Raw genomic sequence first — 14,527 nt, forward strand, 5'->3', positions numbered from 1 at the left:
CAGCATCGCATACCGCTCTGACTATCCCGTCTCTATACCAAAAAGGTCCCTGCATAATTACATGCAGGGACCTTTTCTTGATTACGGGCTGTTCAGTATACTGCTTACTTTTTCTTTTTCCGATCCTGAAGCAGCTCTGTTCTGGCAATCTCAGTCAATGTTCTGAAGTCGATTTTACCGCTGCCCATCTTGGGCACATTTTCCATGACCATGAAGGTTTTGGGAATGGCGATGGCGGGCAGATGTTCGGCCATTTGCTTCATGATCGATTTCTTATCAACCTCAACGGTGGTGACAGCCACGATCTTGGCTCCTTTCACCGCATCGGGAACTTCAACGACGGAACAGAGCGCATCGGTGGGAAGCATTTTTTCGAGAACATCTTCAATCTTCACCAGGGAGACCATCTCCCCGCCGATCTTCACAAAACGTTTCAGGCGGCCGACATGCCAGAGGTAACCGTTGGCGTCGATGTTGCCCATATCACCAGTATCGTACCAGCCGCGGCGAATGTGCAGGGAGGTCTGCTCGAAATCGTTGAAATAGCCCCGCATGACGTTCTCGCCTTTGATCAGGATACGGCCATCCTCACCGGGTGCGCACTCTTCGCCTGTTTCATAATTTTCGATACGTACCTGTACTCCCGCCAGAGGTTTGCCCACACTACCCGGACAGTTGTCTTCGGGGCAGTTTGCTGAAATAACCGGGGAACACTCGGTGGCGCCGTAACCTTCCAGCAGGGTGATGCCGTGTTTTTCCTTGAAGGCATCGCGCAGTGAATCGGGACATTTGTCGGCGCCGCAGAGAGCGATACGAAGTGAATCGAAATCTCCACTCTCTGACTTACGCAGATAGCCCCAGAAGAAGCTTGGGGTACCGACCATCAGAGTTGGTGAATGCTTTCGGGCAATCTCACAAACCTTATTGTATTCCAGTGGATTGGCGTAGGTAAGGATGGTGTTGCCGTGATAGAGGGGGATCCACATATTCACGGTCATACCGAATACGTGGAAATACGGCAAGGTAGAAAGGAAAACCTCATCGTTGGTGAACTTGAACCTTTCGGTAGCGGATTCGATGTTGGCCAGGATATTTCTGTGGGTCAACTGAACCGCTTTGGGATCTTTTTCACTGCCGCTGGTAAAGAGGATGGTCGCATTGGAGCGATCGGGGCCATTATAGAGTAGTTTTTTCAAAAGGTTGGGAGGCAGTTTGGACAACAGGGCAGCTTTTACTTTCTGGAAGCCATTGATGTTATCCATGATGTCCTCGATGTAGATCATGCCGTCTACATATGGACACTCAATCTTCTCCAGCAGCGCCTTGGAAGTGATAATCGACTTGAAGTCACATTTATCCTGGGCGAAACGGCAATTCTGCTCCGCTCCGGTGGAGTAATTTATCATTACCGGAGTTCGGCCACTCATGAGGATGGCGATCTTGGCAAGTATGCAACCGGCAGATGTCGGCAGCATCAAACCAATGTTACCTTTCTCCAGTTTTCGAAAAATCCCTGTGAGGATAAGGGATGCGATTAACGCTCTGTCATAACTTACCTTTTTGTTGGTGGTAAAGTCATGAATTGCGAGCTTATCGCCAAACTGCTTAGCAGAATTGATGAAATGGTGGTGTAATAGCACAGAAATCTCCTAGTGACCTATGACCGGTTAATATCCGGTAACCAAATACCATGTTTTGTGTACTTTGGCAATGTCAGGTCTGGAGGAAAAATAGCCATCTTTTCTTTGGGATGCGCCGAGACTCGTTGTTTCGACGATATTGTCGAGCCCGTTCTTTGATTGTCGTCTCAAGCATAGCTCAAAACACGCTGTTGTTCGAAAAAAATGCGTACTTTGACGGAGAAAGTCCGTTTGTTGTGAAAATAACTTATTGGCACGCTTCTTGGATGGTAAAGGGCAAACAGGTTGTTGTCAGTTGAAAAGACATATTTTCACAAGGAGAGTTTCAATGAATATGCGCAAGATTACGTCCATGACCATGCTGGTCTCCATACTGCTTCTGTGTGTTAACTCTGTAGTACTTTATATCGTTCCGGAGGGAAGAGTCGCGTATTGGGCCGACTGGCACCTGATCGGTCTTACCAAGAGTCAATGGGGTGATCAGCATATCACCGTCGGTGTACTCTTTCTGGTGGCAAGTATTCTGCACGTTTTCTACAACTGGAGCCCGATTGTAGCCTACATGAAAAACAAGGCTAAAGAGATCAAGGTCTTCACCGGATCTTTTAATGTAGCGCTGATATTGACCATATTCGTTGCGGTGGGAACGTATTACGAGGTACCGCCCATGAGCACAATTCTTGATATTGGTTCTGCTATCAAGGATGGTGGCGCCGAAAAGTATGGTGAACCGCCTTATGGCCATGCAGAGCTTTCTTCTCTGAAATTCTTTGCCAAAAAAGAAGATCTGGATCTTGAGAAAGCGATCGCCCTGTTGAAGGAAGCAGGCCTGAAGGTGGAAGGTGAGAAGGAGACCCTGAAGGATATTGCCGGAAGCAACGCAATGACTCCAAAAGAGATTTATGAGATCATCAAGCCTGCAAAAGTTCAAGTGAAAATAGAGATGAAAGCAGGTGAGGAAGCACCGGGAAATGCCGGTGTAAGCGCACCCCAACTGCCTGATCATCCAAAACCGGGCTTTGGCAGAAGAACTCTTGAGGAGGTTTGTGCCGAGTATCAACTTGATCTACAGTTTATGATCGATGGTCTAGCCAAAATAGGAATTAATGCCAAAGCGGATATGACTATCAAGGATATCAGTAAAGAAAGCGGCAAAGAACCGCTGGAGATCTTCGAAGCGATTCATGTCATCGTAAATGAACAGTAGAGGCAAGTAATGAAGAAGGCTGGAATAGCAGTGATAATAATGCTTGCCCTGATAGCGACAAATGTTCTAGCCTCTGACATCATCCACGGTGAAGTCATCGACATTGACCGGGAGGCGATGAAAATGACGATCAGGACAAGTTCGGAAGAATCCGGTGAAATGATGAGGATCGTCTCTCTGACCGAGAAGCTGCTCATTAAAAATCAGGCTGGTGCCAAACGGCTCCCGGGTTGTATACAACCTGGGAATCGGGTGAGGGTCTGGGGAACGGTCAACGATCTGGAAGAAGAAGAGAAGGTCTTTGTCGCCGAGGAAATTCGAGGCTGTGGAATGGGCGGTTGTAACGACCCGACAGGAGTACGGGATCGCCTGAACAAAAGTAGAAAACGAAACTGTTGTCGCTGACGGAGTTGATAGAAATGGCAGGTCGCAAGACCTGCCTCTTTGTATTTAGATATAATATTACAGCAAGATACGGGTAGAAAGAGAAGGAGGCTGAGATTTATGCGGGGTAATCCAATGTGGAAGACCAGCCTGCTGATCTGTGCGATTTTGGTCGCGCTGGTGACAGGCTATTTTGCGTATCAGGTTCATACTGCCTCAAACCAGTTTCGGAAAAATTCCCGCGAACACTCTAAAGTACTGGCGGCGGCGGTTGAACTGAATATCCGCAATGCGATGCTCAGCAATAACGGCCTTGAACTGGTTATTACCGATTTCCTAAAAAACAGCGCCCGCTTTATTTCCTACCTCAACGTTATCGAACGGTTTGATCAGCAAGAACTTTCCGCTTTTGCCAGGGAAAGTGGTCTTGCCGGTATAACCATTGTCTCAACTGGTGAGGGTGTTCAGGTGTCCGGGCCGGAGGGATGGGCAGAAAATGTTCGCTGCAGTCAAGATCGGATTCTTTCTTTAGACATTGAAAAACATCTCTATTCTTACGTCTATACTTCTGAAGATACAGAAGAATGTGTGGTTGTCGGTTTTGCATCAGACGATGTGGCACATATACGGCAAAGTGTTTCGGTAGAGACATTGCTCGAAAAGCTTAGTGAATTACCTGGAATAGTTTCCGTACAGCTGGAAAAGAGTACGCTTGATAGTTCAGGCCAGGAGGAACAACTGGCCAAGCTGGTACAACGCGATGGGCAGAAGGTGACAGAAACACGAATTCGCATAAATGACAGCGACCTGATTGTTACCCAACGTGCCGGGCATTTTGCTAAAAGGCTGAAGCAGATGGCTATTGAATTCATGGTGTTCGTTGGGTTATTGCTGGTCTTTGGCGTACTTTCCAGCTGGTGGCTCTATCATGCTGAAAGACGACGTCTTGCTGAAGCACGCGAGTATGAAAAAGAGATGGCCCGCCAGCACGAGGAAGCGGTCCTGGGCAGGGCTGCGGGAACCATCGCCCATGAGATACGCAACCCGTTGAATGCAATAAATATGGGCCTTCAGCGCTTACAATTGGAAACTGAAGGGCTCGATCCGGAGCATCTTGATCTGCTGGTTTCCATGCGGCAAGCGGTGGCGAGATCCAACGGAATTATCACCAATCTCCAGCAATATGTTCGTTCCTTCGAAGTAACGAAGGAGCAGGTTAAGCTGTTGCCCCTGATTCGCTCAGTGCTGGATCTTTATGGTGCAGCCTGTAAAGCGCAGGGGGTTGAGGTTGTGCTGGAGGCAGATGCGGAATATACTGTGCCGGGTGACACAGGACTTTTGGGCCAGCTTTTTGAAAATGTTATCAAGAATGGTGTGGAAGCTCAGTCCCATGGAGGCTATTGCCGGATTTCTGTGAGTGGTAGCGATACCTATTGTCGGGTAAGGTTGGAAAATGGTGGTTTTCTCCTCTCCGAGGACGACAGCAAACAGCTGTTTGAGCCATACTTTACCTCAAAGGTCCAGGGAACCGGTCTGGGGCTGGCTATTAGCCAGAAAATTGTCGAGGCCCATGGCGGGAGTATTGCGGCTGAACCCGATATCGACAGGCAAAGCCTTGTTTTGCTCATAGATCTGCCACGAAAATAGCTCTGTTGTTCCTGGTGAAATTGTGTCGACATGTTCGGGTAATGTTCTTTATAACGGTAATATATGCGTATTCTGATTGTTGATGATGAGCAGATGCAGCGGGAGATGCTGCAGGGCTTTCTGGAGAAAAAAGGCTACTCGGTATGTACCGCCTCAGGTGGAGAGGAAGCACTTCGCCTTTTCAGGTCTGAACCGGTACAGTTGGTATTGCTCGATCATCGCATGGAAGACATGAACGGGGATGAGGTGCTGGCCCATATGCGTCGGGAGTCGCCGTTGATACGCGCGATTATGATCACCGCCTTTGGCAGTGTGACGACTGCGGTCAAGGTGATGCAACTTGGTGCCGATGACTTTCTGGAAAAACCGGTAGACCTTTTGGAGTTGCTGGAAAAAATCGATCGTATAGAACAGGAGCTTGTAGCGGCCGAAGAGGCAGACGAGGTTACTGCTACTCTGGTGCAGCAGGAGCTGCCGGTGAATATCATTGGCTCAAGCCGGGAAATGCAGGATCTGCTTTCGCTGGTGCATCGGGCGGCGCCGGTGGAGTGGCCGACGCTTATCCGCGGGGAGACCGGTACCGGCAAGGAGTTGGTGGCAAAATGTATCCATTTGCTTGGCGAACGTAAAGATGGCCCTTTTGTGGAGGTGAACTGTGCAGCGGTTCCGGAATCTCTCTTTGAATCAGAGCTCTTCGGGCACGAGAAGGGCGCTTTTACCGGCGCTTCCAATATGCGCCGGGGCCGTTTTGAGCTGGCGGATAAAGGAACACTCTTTCTTGATGAGGTAGGGGAATTACCACTGCAGATGCAGGCCAAACTTCTCCGTGCCCTGCAGGAGAAAACCATCAATCGGGTGGGCAGTGAAACCAACCTGAAAATCGATGTACGGGTTATTGCGGCAACCAACCGGGATCTGAAAAAAATGGTAGCAGAAGGCAGCTTCAGAGAAGATCTCTACTTTCGCTTAAATGTGCTGGAACTCTTTATTCCACCGCTGAGAGAGCGTCGCGGGGACATTGTCGAGCTGGCCGAACATTTTCTCACCAGGCATGGTCGCGGAATCAGCTTTGATCCGGAAGCTCTGAGTGTGTTTGTCAAATACGACTTTCCCGGTAATGTCAGGGAACTGGAACATATCATTCAGCGAATGGTTACCTTTGCCCGCGGCAGAGTCATCAGGATGAGTGATCTCCCTGCCGAGGTACGGGAGCAGCCGGAGAATGGTGGCATGCTCAGCGAACGTCTGGCCAATGTGGAGCGGCGTATGCTGCTGTCTGCTCTTAAGGAGCATGGCTGGATCCAGACCAGGGCCGCAGACTCCCTGGGTATCAGTGAGCGTGTCCTGCGCTATAAGATGAAGAAGTATGGTATAGAAAACAGTATGAGTTAAACGCAGTTTCCCTTTATGTCCCTGTGTATTACCAATTCAATCACGGAGGCAGAAGCATGCGAACGCTGTTGGATAAGGTTGTCTCTTTTCTGGGAAATCGTTTCCCCGGGGACCATTCCGGTAGCAATACGACCATAGATCTCCCAATTTCCCATGATCACCTCCGTGAACTCCTGTTACGGGACCCGGTACCCCTCTATTCGAAAGAGCATGATCTGGCCCTGTTCTGGTCAGCCAAATCGGGCTGCACCTTTGGGGTAAAATGGTTTTTGCACCATACAGACCTGCTTGGCCGGGCCCTGGAGCACAGCAGCTGGGTGCACGATTATCGTGAGCAGGTTCTGACGATTTCCCGGCAGTTTCAGGAAAACATCGGTTGCATCGCTGCGTCCTCCATGGGGGTGGTCAAGCTGGTGCGCAACCCCTATGCACGGGCGGTCAGTTCGTATCTGATGGCAGTACGGGCAGGATACGAGAATGAACTTGTAGCGAGGTTCCTGCAACGGCCTGTGGATAGTAACAATGGCTTTTCTTTTGCGGAATTTGTCGACTATCTGGCGACCATAGATCTCAGGAATTGCAATATTCACCATAGACTGCAGCTGCATCCGGCTGAAGAGGCGGGCGGGGTGGTGCCTGACCATGTGATTCAGCTTGAGGGTAGTTTTAAACAACTGGCAGAATGTGAAAGAGTTTTGGGATTAACTCCAGCTGATCTCGGTCAATTCAGAAAGTCAGGTCATAACACCGCCAGAAAGGTATGGCCTGAGTTCTGGGGAGAAGTGCGGCTTTATCGCCATCTCGGCACTAAAATCCTTCCCCAGACCGCAAATTTCTATGATGAAAAACTCCAGATTAAGGTTGCAAGCCTATATGGGGCAGATTTTCACCATTACGGTTATGACCTGAGCTGTGTACCAGGCAAAGAGGGTGTGGAACTTGAGGAGCATGCACCGGATCAGTTGCTCAATACGATACGTAAGCAACTGCCCGTAGTCGGGGCGGTTGAAATTGCCGGTAAGCCGGTGGGATACTGGCCGGACAGCTGGTGCGCGATACGTTTTGAGGCACAGATGACAACTTTCACTGCGGCAGGCTCCGTCTCTTTAAGTGGTTGTCTGCCCGGAGGAGTGCTTTCTCACAATACCTTGACCGTGAAAGTGAACGATATCAGCAAAAAAGTGGAAATTGACAACTGTTCCGACTTTCGTGTCGAGCTGCCTGTTGCGCTGGCCAAAGGAGAAACGGTGCAGTTGCGAATAGAGTCGGCGTTCAGCAAAAGTGGTGTCGAGGCTGAATTGAATAGTGATGACAGGCAACTATCTTTCTATCTGAAAGAGATCGCTTTTCATGCTGTACCTCCCGGGTCAATTATTTAATACATTGTAAATAAGAGCTAAATATGAATAATAGTATTTAATAATTTAATTAAACTTGAAAGTGGTTCTGCCATATTGTAGTATGCATTTGATTTTGCATATACAGGAGGAACCATGAAAATCAGCAGAAGAAACTTTCTCAAAGGGAGCGCCATGGCGGGTGCCTTGACGGTACTTCCCAAGGTAGACGCACACGCCGCACCTGCTCCCGAGTCATATGCCACTCTTATAGATTTGAGTAAATGTGACGGTTGTGCGGGGAAAGATACCCCGCTCTGTGTCGCTGGCTGCCGCAGCGGTCGGGCGCAGGATTTTCCGGAACCGATCCAGGATCAGGTTCGGGACTACTGGCCACAGAAAAAACATGAAGACTGGTCGAATAAACGGCATGTCACCGATCGCTTCACTCCATATAACTGGCTCTTTGTGCAACAGGTCCAGGTGGGAGGGCAGACACTTTCCATCCCAAGACGCTGCATGCACTGTGATAATCCACCTTGTGTGAAACTGTGCCCTTTCGGCATTAACCATAAAACACCTGAAGGGCCCGTATATATCCAGGAAAACCTGTGCATGGGCGGCGCGAAATGCCGCAACGTCTGCCCCTGGAGTGTGCCCCAACGCCAGGCCGGAGTTGGACTTTACACGTATATTCAGGATTACCTGCCCATGGGCGGTGGGGTAATGTTTAAGTGCGATCTTTGCCGGAAAGAGCTGGTACAAGGCGGTACCCCCCATTGCATTTCCGCCTGTCCGAAAGATGCCATGAGTATCGGTTCCCGGGAGGCGATACTGGCCAGAGCTGAAGAACTCAAAGATGAATACGACGGCGATATTTACGGAATGGATGAAAACGGTGGTACCTCTACCATATATGTCTCACCGGTAGCGTTTTCCGAAATAGATGCCGCACTTCAGAAGGCGGCTGCAGAGCAGGGCACAAAAAAGGTCGTTCGTCTGAACAAGCCAGAGAATATGCTGGAGAAACAGAAAGGTTTGGCGCTGCTGAGTCTGGTGGCGCCAGTTATAGGTGCGGTAGCGGCATTTGGTCTGGCAGGAAGAAAGACCACGGATGAGGAGGTGCAGAAATGAAAAGAGTACGACATTCCCTCGCGGTCCGGCTTACCCACTGGCTGATAGCTTTCAGCGGCATCCTGCTGCTCTTTTCCGGTTTTGGGCAGATGCCTATGTACGCACGCTATAACGTGGTGAAAATTCCAGGGTTAGCCTGGTCATCAGACTACGCCTTGACCCTTATTCTGCACTATGTATCCGCGGCAGTTTTTACCGCTGTCGTGGTCTTTCACCTGGTGTATCATCTCCGCAGGGAGGAGTTCGCTATCCTCCCTAAACGGGGTGATCTTGGTGAGTCGGTACGTGGCGTTCTGGCTATGTTCGGCCTGGGACAGGAACCCGAAAATGAAAAATTCCAGGCCAAGCAACGGGTAATTTATGCCATAATCGGTTCCACCACACTGGTGCTGATTGGTACGGGGCTTTTGAAGTCCTACAAGAACCTTGGTGCCATCATTATCGACCCGATGATCCTGCAATGGACCGCCTACATTCACACGATCTTCGGCATGATCTTTATGCTGCTCCTGATCGCCCATGTCGCGGCATTGCTGTTCAAGAGCCACAGGCCATTAATCCCCTCGATGATCACCGGCAAAATTGATCGCCAATATGCCGAGCATCATCACTCCAGGTGGCTGGATGGCGAAGGCAAGTAGTCGTTCATCGTTGCAATACAGCAGGATGCGCTGTGAAGTTTCATCCTGCTGTATCAGTAAAAAATAACTCCTTAACCGACAGATTATATCTCCTCAATTTGATAAATATTCTCTTGCGGTATGCGACCGTTGACGAAGTCCAAGAGGGCTGGAAACCATTCTGGTCGTGGCGGTAGTTGAAAAGGTGCTCGGCCATTGCCAGCCCACTGGATCCGTAACGCTGAGATTGGACGGAAGCCGAGTTTAATATGGAAACTATTTATGGGCGGATTTCCTACCCTCCACCTCTTTTTCAACGCGGCACAACAACGCGGAATGCGGCCAACTGCCTATTTCAGGACTGCAGAATTCAGGATCGTCTGGGCAGAGAATATTGGCGTTTGACTCAAAAACACCAAATAACTCTGGAAGTTTTGGCTCCCGCTCCGGGAACCACCAGGAGTGTTGGATGTCAACCATCTTGGGATGCATGACGTCTGAAATCTTTACCCGCTGGCGTATCGAACCAAGCGGAGTCGATATCATGGCCCAGTCTCCTTCGGAAAGCCCCAAATTTTCTGCTGTTTCGGGGTGAATTGAGACTAATGGGTCAGGTATTTTTTTGCGGGCCTTTTCTATTTGTCGCTGTTCCGAATGATACATGGGCATAAAGCGGCTTCCGGTGATCAGAATCAGAGGATATTCCTCCGCCAACTCCGGGCTGCTCACCGGGCTCCATACTGGCTCACGGTATTGAGGCAGAGGATCTGCCCCCAGCTCTTCAAAAATCGAGGATTTCAGTTCGACCTTACCGGACGGGGTCCCGAAGCCGAACTGTTCGTACCGACGATATTCCATCTCGCCAAATACGCCGTATTGATCCGCCAGTTGCTTGAATGTCAGGCCAACAGGTTCCAGAGAATGGTCATAGACGTCTTCAATCGTTTCCCAAGGCCAATATTCCTCCTGACCTAAGCGCATCCCAAGGCCGCGGTAGAAGTCATAACTATTGCGCCGTTCGTACATCGGCTCAACCCCTTGCGGACAGGCCATGCAGAATCTGCCGGTCAACCAGATTTCAGAGGTTTCCACAGTGGAGGCTGCAGGAAAAACATAGTCCGCCAAGGCGGCGGATGGGGTCATGTAGTAGTCCACAACCACATATAGCTCCAGGGCTTGCAGAGCCTCAAATACCCGTTTTGTATTGGGTAAGGCAAGAAGCGGATTGTTTGCCAGGGTGATTGCAGCTGTTACTGGATATGGCTTGCCGGTAATAATGGCGTTCATAACCTCTCTGGCATGCGCGAGATTGGAATGCCACGCCTCGGGAGCGGCCATGTATCCTTCGGGGAGTCTCTTGTTGGCGGCTGAGTTTTTTTCCCATCCCGGGAAACCGAAAAACGGATATTGGTCAACGCCAAGCTGCTTGGCCTTTTGACTCTCAGGCAGCATATCGTTAAGCTCAAAATACCCAGTATCACGTATTTTGCCTACTTCACCAGCCAACGAAAAGACCTCTCCGCCTGGGATTTCCAGGTTGCCGGTAATAGCCCTGATAATTGCCCGACCTCTCGCACACTGCGTGGAATTGACGCCCTGTTTGTCGAGACCCAGTCCAAAAGGAATTACAGCCGGGCCGTTTGTTGCGTACATTCTTGCCGACTCTGTAACGAGACCTGCAGGCACCGAAGTGATTTCTGCAACCTTCTCCGGAGTGTAGGGCTCAACCGCCTCTTTCAACTCTTCGAAACCAACAGTCCACTGGGATACAAACTCACGGTCATATAAATCTTCGGCAATAATCAAGCGAATCCAGCCGAGCATGAGCGCAAGGTCCGTGCCCGGGCGAATCTGCAACCACACATCCGCCTTTTCCGCCTCTTTTGTCCTTCTCGGGTCAACGACAATGACCTTGGCTCCATTTTTTCGGGCGGCAACAATTTTAGGGTAAAGGCCAACCGGGCTGGATTGTGAAGCGTTACAGCCCCATAAAACGACGCATTTGGCAGCCGGCACTTCGCTACCCATGATCATGCCCCCGTAGGTGGCAAATTCAGTCGCATAGCTGGGACACATGCAAATCGTGTTTACGCCACAGGTGTTGGGAGAGCCGAAGAGATTGAAAAAACGGCGGCAATCCCAATGATATGTTCGTTTGGTGCCATGGGTAAATGTCAGGGTTTCTGCTCCGTGTTTATCCCTAAGTTCCGAGAGATTTTGGGCCACTTCATCCAGAGCCTGGTCCCAGGATATCTGCTGCCAGCGACCTTCCCCTTTCTTCCCAACCCTTTTAAAAGGATAATTCAACCGCTGTGGGTGATAGAGATGATCCTGCATTAAACGGCCACGTTCGCAGATGACTCCCCGAGTGATTGGATGGTCCGGGTCTCCGGTAACCTTTACTACTTTGCCGTTCTCCAGATGCAAAAGGGTGCCACATCGTGGATGGCAAAGACCACAGTAACTTCTGCGAATTTCCTTCATGTGTACCTCCAGGCTTGGTTGAGAATAATCAGGTTTTGGGCCTTTGAACCATGGCTGGACCAAGCTCAATTGAAACCATTCCTTTCATTATCCAGCATGAATTTCACCAACATCAAAAATCAGAAGTGGAACTGCTTACGCAGGTAAATGTCCGTTTATCTAGCTAGAGTTACGCAGTACTTTATCCTGATATAATAATTTATATCGGTTGTAGATTATGTTAAAATAGACTGGCAGTCAATTTTAAATCGACCGGAAGTCGACAAAACATTCACACGCAAAAAATTGCGCACCATAACAGCGAGGAGAAGACATGAAAAAGGCCGCTTCAGTTGCGAGCCGATCAGGCTGTAAGACCACCCGTCGAAGCGGGGCACCATCGGGGCCAAGGAAGGCGGATGAGAGACGCGCAACCTTGATTAAAGCGGCAGGCAAGCTTTTTGCTGAAAAGGGCTACGAGGCTACCACGATGGATGAAATTGCAGCCGCCGCCAATTGCGCAAAAGGTACACTGTATCATTACTTTTCTAATAAGGCTGAACTGCTGCAGGTTCTGAGAGAGGGGTTCGAACTAGAAGCCATGAAGCGTATCAGGGCGAGCGTGGATAACTGCCATGCTGATGATTGGCGGGGTCGTATCAAAGCATGGATAGATGGGGCCGTTGAGGGGTATTTTGAGATGAATGAGCTGCACGACAGAGTAATCTACGGTTCAGGAATGCCGTTTCGAAACCCTATGGCAGATGCTGAAGTAACCAAATATCTTGCGACCTTGATAAGCGATGGAACTAAAGCTGGAGCCTGGCACGTTGATGATGAGCACTGGACTGCCGTAGTTATGTTCTACAGCTTTCGAGGTGGCTGTGACGAGGCTATTCTGGGAACACAGTGCGCAAAAGATATTCCGAATAAGCTTTACGATTTGTTTTTCAGAATTTTAGGTGTAAACCATTGAAGAAACTATAATTGTGATTTCAGTGTCTTGGATATGGAGTAGGCTGGTAAAAATGCGGCTTGCATTGTACTTTTCGTTAATATTGCCATTTCAAAGATCTTACCACTCTAATAATCTCAAGCTTTGCCTGCCTTACTGGATATTTTCGATCGAGTCATTCCTGATTCCTCCACCCATTGTCGAGCACAGAATTTCGGCAGGTGTGAAACATCTGCAACTGACTCTATATAAAAAACACGTATAATTAGAGGAGATAGGGTCGGAAAAGGAATATTGAATCAGGAGGAGGCGAGATGATAGAGAATGTCATTATTATGGGGGCCGCCGGTCGTGATTTTCATAATTTCAACGTCTACTTCAAAGACAATTCCCGATATCGGGTTGTCGCTTTCACCGCCGCCCAGATCCCCAATATCGAGGGACGAAGTTATCCACCGGAACTGGCAGGAAAAATATATCCCGCCGGTATCCCTATCCGGGCAGAAGCGGAGCTTGCCGGCCTGATCCGCGAAAATTCCATTGATCTGGTGGCCTTTTCCTACAGCGATGTTCCGTATTCCGAGGTGATGCATAAAGCCTCGATCGCCATGGCTGAGAATGCCGATTTCATCATGATCGGTGCACGCTATACCATGCTGAAATCGGCCAAACCTGTGATCGCCGTCTGTGCCGTTCGCACCGGGTGCGGCAAGTCTCCAACCACCCGGAAGATTTGTGAATTACTTGCAAAAGAAGGCAAGAAGACAGTGGTGGTTCGTCATCCCATGCCCTATGGGGACCTGCGAAAACAAGAGGTGCAGCGTTTCTCCAGTTACCAGGATTTCGAAAAAATGCAGTGTACTATCGAGGAGAGGGAGGAGTACGAGCCGCTGATCGATCTCGGTATCACGGTCTTTGCCGGAATTGATTATGAGAAGATTCTGAGGGCGGCGGAACCAGAGGCTGATATCATCATCTGGGACGGAGGCAATAACGATACACCTTTTTTTGCACCCGATGTCCATATTGTCCTGTTCGATCCTCATCGGGCCGGTCATGAACTTCTTTACTATCCGGGTGAAACCAACATGATCATGGCGGATATAGCGATCATCAACAAGGTGAACACTGCCCAACCAGAGAAGATAGATGAGGTGCGGCACAATATCGAACGTCATGCACCAAAGGCCCGGATAATTTTGGCCGAATCCGAAATCAGTGTCAACAGACCGGAACGCATCCGGGAACGGCGGGTACTCGTTGTCGAGGATGGCCCGACGCTGACCCATGGAGGCATGACCCATGGTGCCGGTATGATCGCTGCCAGGAAGCATGGAGCTGCAGTAATAGTCGATCCCCGGCCCTATGCGGTCGGAACGCTGGCGAAAGCGTACAAGACATATCCCCATATCGGTCCTGTCCTGCCGGCCATGGGGTACAGCCCGGCCCAGGTAAAGGATCTGGAAACCACCATTCACAATGTCGATTGTGACCTTGTTCTCTTCGCCACTCCGATCAAGCTCAACCGGTTGCTTTCCATCGATCATCCGGCTCTTCGGGTTTCTTATACATACCGGGATCATGGCAAGCCTGATCTTGAGGATGCACTCCGTCCTTTCCTTATGAAACTTTTCCCTTAGCCCGAATTTCTCATGAGCATTTTGTAAAAAATGAGCAAAATGTATTTAATTTAAAGGTAATGTTTCGTTCTGTTGCAGCAATTTCTTCATTTTCATGCCAGACCTCCT

At 49.6% G+C, this 14,527-nt stretch carries 11 protein-coding genes; 9 read left to right on the forward strand and 2 right to left on the reverse strand.

What is annotated here, in order from left to right; genetic code table 11:
• Positions 1 to 104: 104 nt before the first annotated feature.
• Positions 105 to 1,640 (reverse strand): AMP-binding protein, encoded by a 1,536-nt coding sequence (locus ACN5NT_RS13995; RefSeq protein ID WP_136798977.1) that lies wholly within the window; start codon positions 1,638 to 1,640, stop codon positions 105 to 107.
• Positions 1,641 to 1,968: 328 nt separating this feature from the next.
• Between ACN5NT_RS13995 and ACN5NT_RS14000 the strand changes: the two genes are divergently transcribed.
• The 7 genes from ACN5NT_RS14000 (at position 1,969) to ACN5NT_RS14030 (ending at position 9,382) form a co-directional block, all read left to right on the forward strand.
• On the forward strand, positions 1,969 to 2,847 hold the full coding sequence (locus ACN5NT_RS14000) for a DUF4405 domain-containing protein (RefSeq protein WP_419175819.1): 879 nt from the start codon (positions 1,969 to 1,971) through the stop codon (positions 2,845 to 2,847).
• A gap of 9 nt (positions 2,848 to 2,856) precedes the next feature.
• Positions 2,857 to 3,252: a hypothetical protein gene (locus ACN5NT_RS14005; protein ID WP_136798979.1), complete on the forward strand. Its 396-nt coding sequence runs from the start codon at positions 2,857 to 2,859 to the stop codon at positions 3,250 to 3,252.
• Between the two features lie 99 nt (positions 3,253 to 3,351).
• Complete coding sequence (locus tag ACN5NT_RS14010; protein WP_136798980.1) at positions 3,352 to 4,878, forward strand: ATP-binding protein; 1,527 nt, start codon at positions 3,352 to 3,354, stop codon at positions 4,876 to 4,878.
• A 63-nt stretch (positions 4,879 to 4,941) separates the two neighbouring features.
• Positions 4,942 to 6,270, forward strand: coding sequence for a sigma-54-dependent transcriptional regulator (locus tag ACN5NT_RS14015; RefSeq protein ID WP_419175820.1), 1,329 nt, complete (start codon positions 4,942 to 4,944; stop codon positions 6,268 to 6,270).
• Between the two features lie 56 nt (positions 6,271 to 6,326).
• Positions 6,327 to 7,649, forward strand: a complete 1,323-nt coding sequence (locus tag ACN5NT_RS14020; protein ID WP_419175821.1) for a hypothetical protein — start codon at positions 6,327 to 6,329, stop codon at positions 7,647 to 7,649.
• 114 nt (positions 7,650 to 7,763) lie between these two features.
• Positions 7,764 to 8,741 carry a 4Fe-4S dicluster domain-containing protein gene (locus ACN5NT_RS14025; protein ID WP_419175822.1) on the forward strand — a complete coding sequence of 326 codons (978 nt, stop codon included), beginning with the start codon at positions 7,764 to 7,766 and terminating at the stop codon, positions 8,739 to 8,741.
• Positions 8,738 to 9,382 carry a formate dehydrogenase subunit gamma gene (locus ACN5NT_RS14030; RefSeq protein ID WP_419175823.1) on the forward strand — a complete coding sequence of 215 codons (645 nt, stop codon included), beginning with the start codon at positions 8,738 to 8,740 and terminating at the stop codon, positions 9,380 to 9,382. Before ACN5NT_RS14025 ends, ACN5NT_RS14030 begins: the two co-directional genes overlap by 4 nt.
• A 255-nt stretch (positions 9,383 to 9,637) precedes the next feature.
• Here ACN5NT_RS14030 and ACN5NT_RS14035 read toward each other — a convergent pair whose 3' ends face one another.
• Positions 9,638 to 11,845, reverse strand: a complete 2,208-nt coding sequence (locus tag ACN5NT_RS14035) for a molybdopterin-containing oxidoreductase family protein (protein ID WP_419175824.1) — start codon at positions 11,843 to 11,845, stop codon at positions 9,638 to 9,640.
• 313 nt (positions 11,846 to 12,158) lie between these two features.
• On the opposite strand from ACN5NT_RS14035, the gene ACN5NT_RS14040 reads away from it, so the two are divergent.
• Positions 12,159 to 12,800: a TetR/AcrR family transcriptional regulator gene (locus ACN5NT_RS14040; RefSeq protein WP_136798986.1), complete on the forward strand. Its 642-nt coding sequence runs from the start codon at positions 12,159 to 12,161 to the stop codon at positions 12,798 to 12,800.
• Between the two features lie 293 nt (positions 12,801 to 13,093).
• Complete coding sequence (locus tag ACN5NT_RS14045) at positions 13,094 to 14,419, forward strand: cyclic 2,3-diphosphoglycerate synthase (protein ID WP_419175825.1); 1,326 nt, start codon at positions 13,094 to 13,096, stop codon at positions 14,417 to 14,419.
• Positions 14,420 to 14,527: the final 108 nt, after the last annotated feature.

Source organism: Desulfosediminicola sp. (assembly GCF_048381775.1).
Taxonomy (GTDB): Bacteria; Desulfobacterota; Desulfobulbia; order Desulfobulbales; family Desulfocapsaceae; genus Desulfopila; species Desulfopila ganghwensis.

What these genes read in the sequence shown, in the direction of transcription:
- ACN5NT_RS14045 (WP_419175825.1), top strand. Translation starts at nt 13,094, where the DNA reads ATGATAGAGAATGTCATTATTATGGGGGCCGCCGGTCGTGATTTTCAT.
- ACN5NT_RS14015 (WP_419175820.1), top strand. Translation starts at nt 4,942, where the DNA reads ATGCGTATTCTGATTGTTGATGATGAGCAGATGCAGCGGGAGATGCTG.
- ACN5NT_RS14035 (WP_419175824.1), bottom strand. Translation starts at nt 11,845, where the DNA reads ATGAAGGAAATTCGCAGAAGTTACTGTGGTCTTTGCCATCCACGATGT.
- ACN5NT_RS14030 (WP_419175823.1), top strand. Translation starts at nt 8,738, where the DNA reads ATGAAAAGAGTACGACATTCCCTCGCGGTCCGGCTTACCCACTGGCTG.
- ACN5NT_RS14020 (WP_419175821.1), top strand. Translation starts at nt 6,327, where the DNA reads ATGCGAACGCTGTTGGATAAGGTTGTCTCTTTTCTGGGAAATCGTTTC.
- ACN5NT_RS14040 (WP_136798986.1), top strand. Translation starts at nt 12,159, where the DNA reads ATGAAAAAGGCCGCTTCAGTTGCGAGCCGATCAGGCTGTAAGACCACC.
- ACN5NT_RS14010 (WP_136798980.1), top strand. Translation starts at nt 3,352, where the DNA reads ATGCGGGGTAATCCAATGTGGAAGACCAGCCTGCTGATCTGTGCGATT.
- ACN5NT_RS14000 (WP_419175819.1), top strand. Translation starts at nt 1,969, where the DNA reads ATGAATATGCGCAAGATTACGTCCATGACCATGCTGGTCTCCATACTG.
- ACN5NT_RS14025 (WP_419175822.1), top strand. Translation starts at nt 7,764, where the DNA reads ATGAAAATCAGCAGAAGAAACTTTCTCAAAGGGAGCGCCATGGCGGGT.
- ACN5NT_RS14005 (WP_136798979.1), top strand. Translation starts at nt 2,857, where the DNA reads ATGAAGAAGGCTGGAATAGCAGTGATAATAATGCTTGCCCTGATAGCG.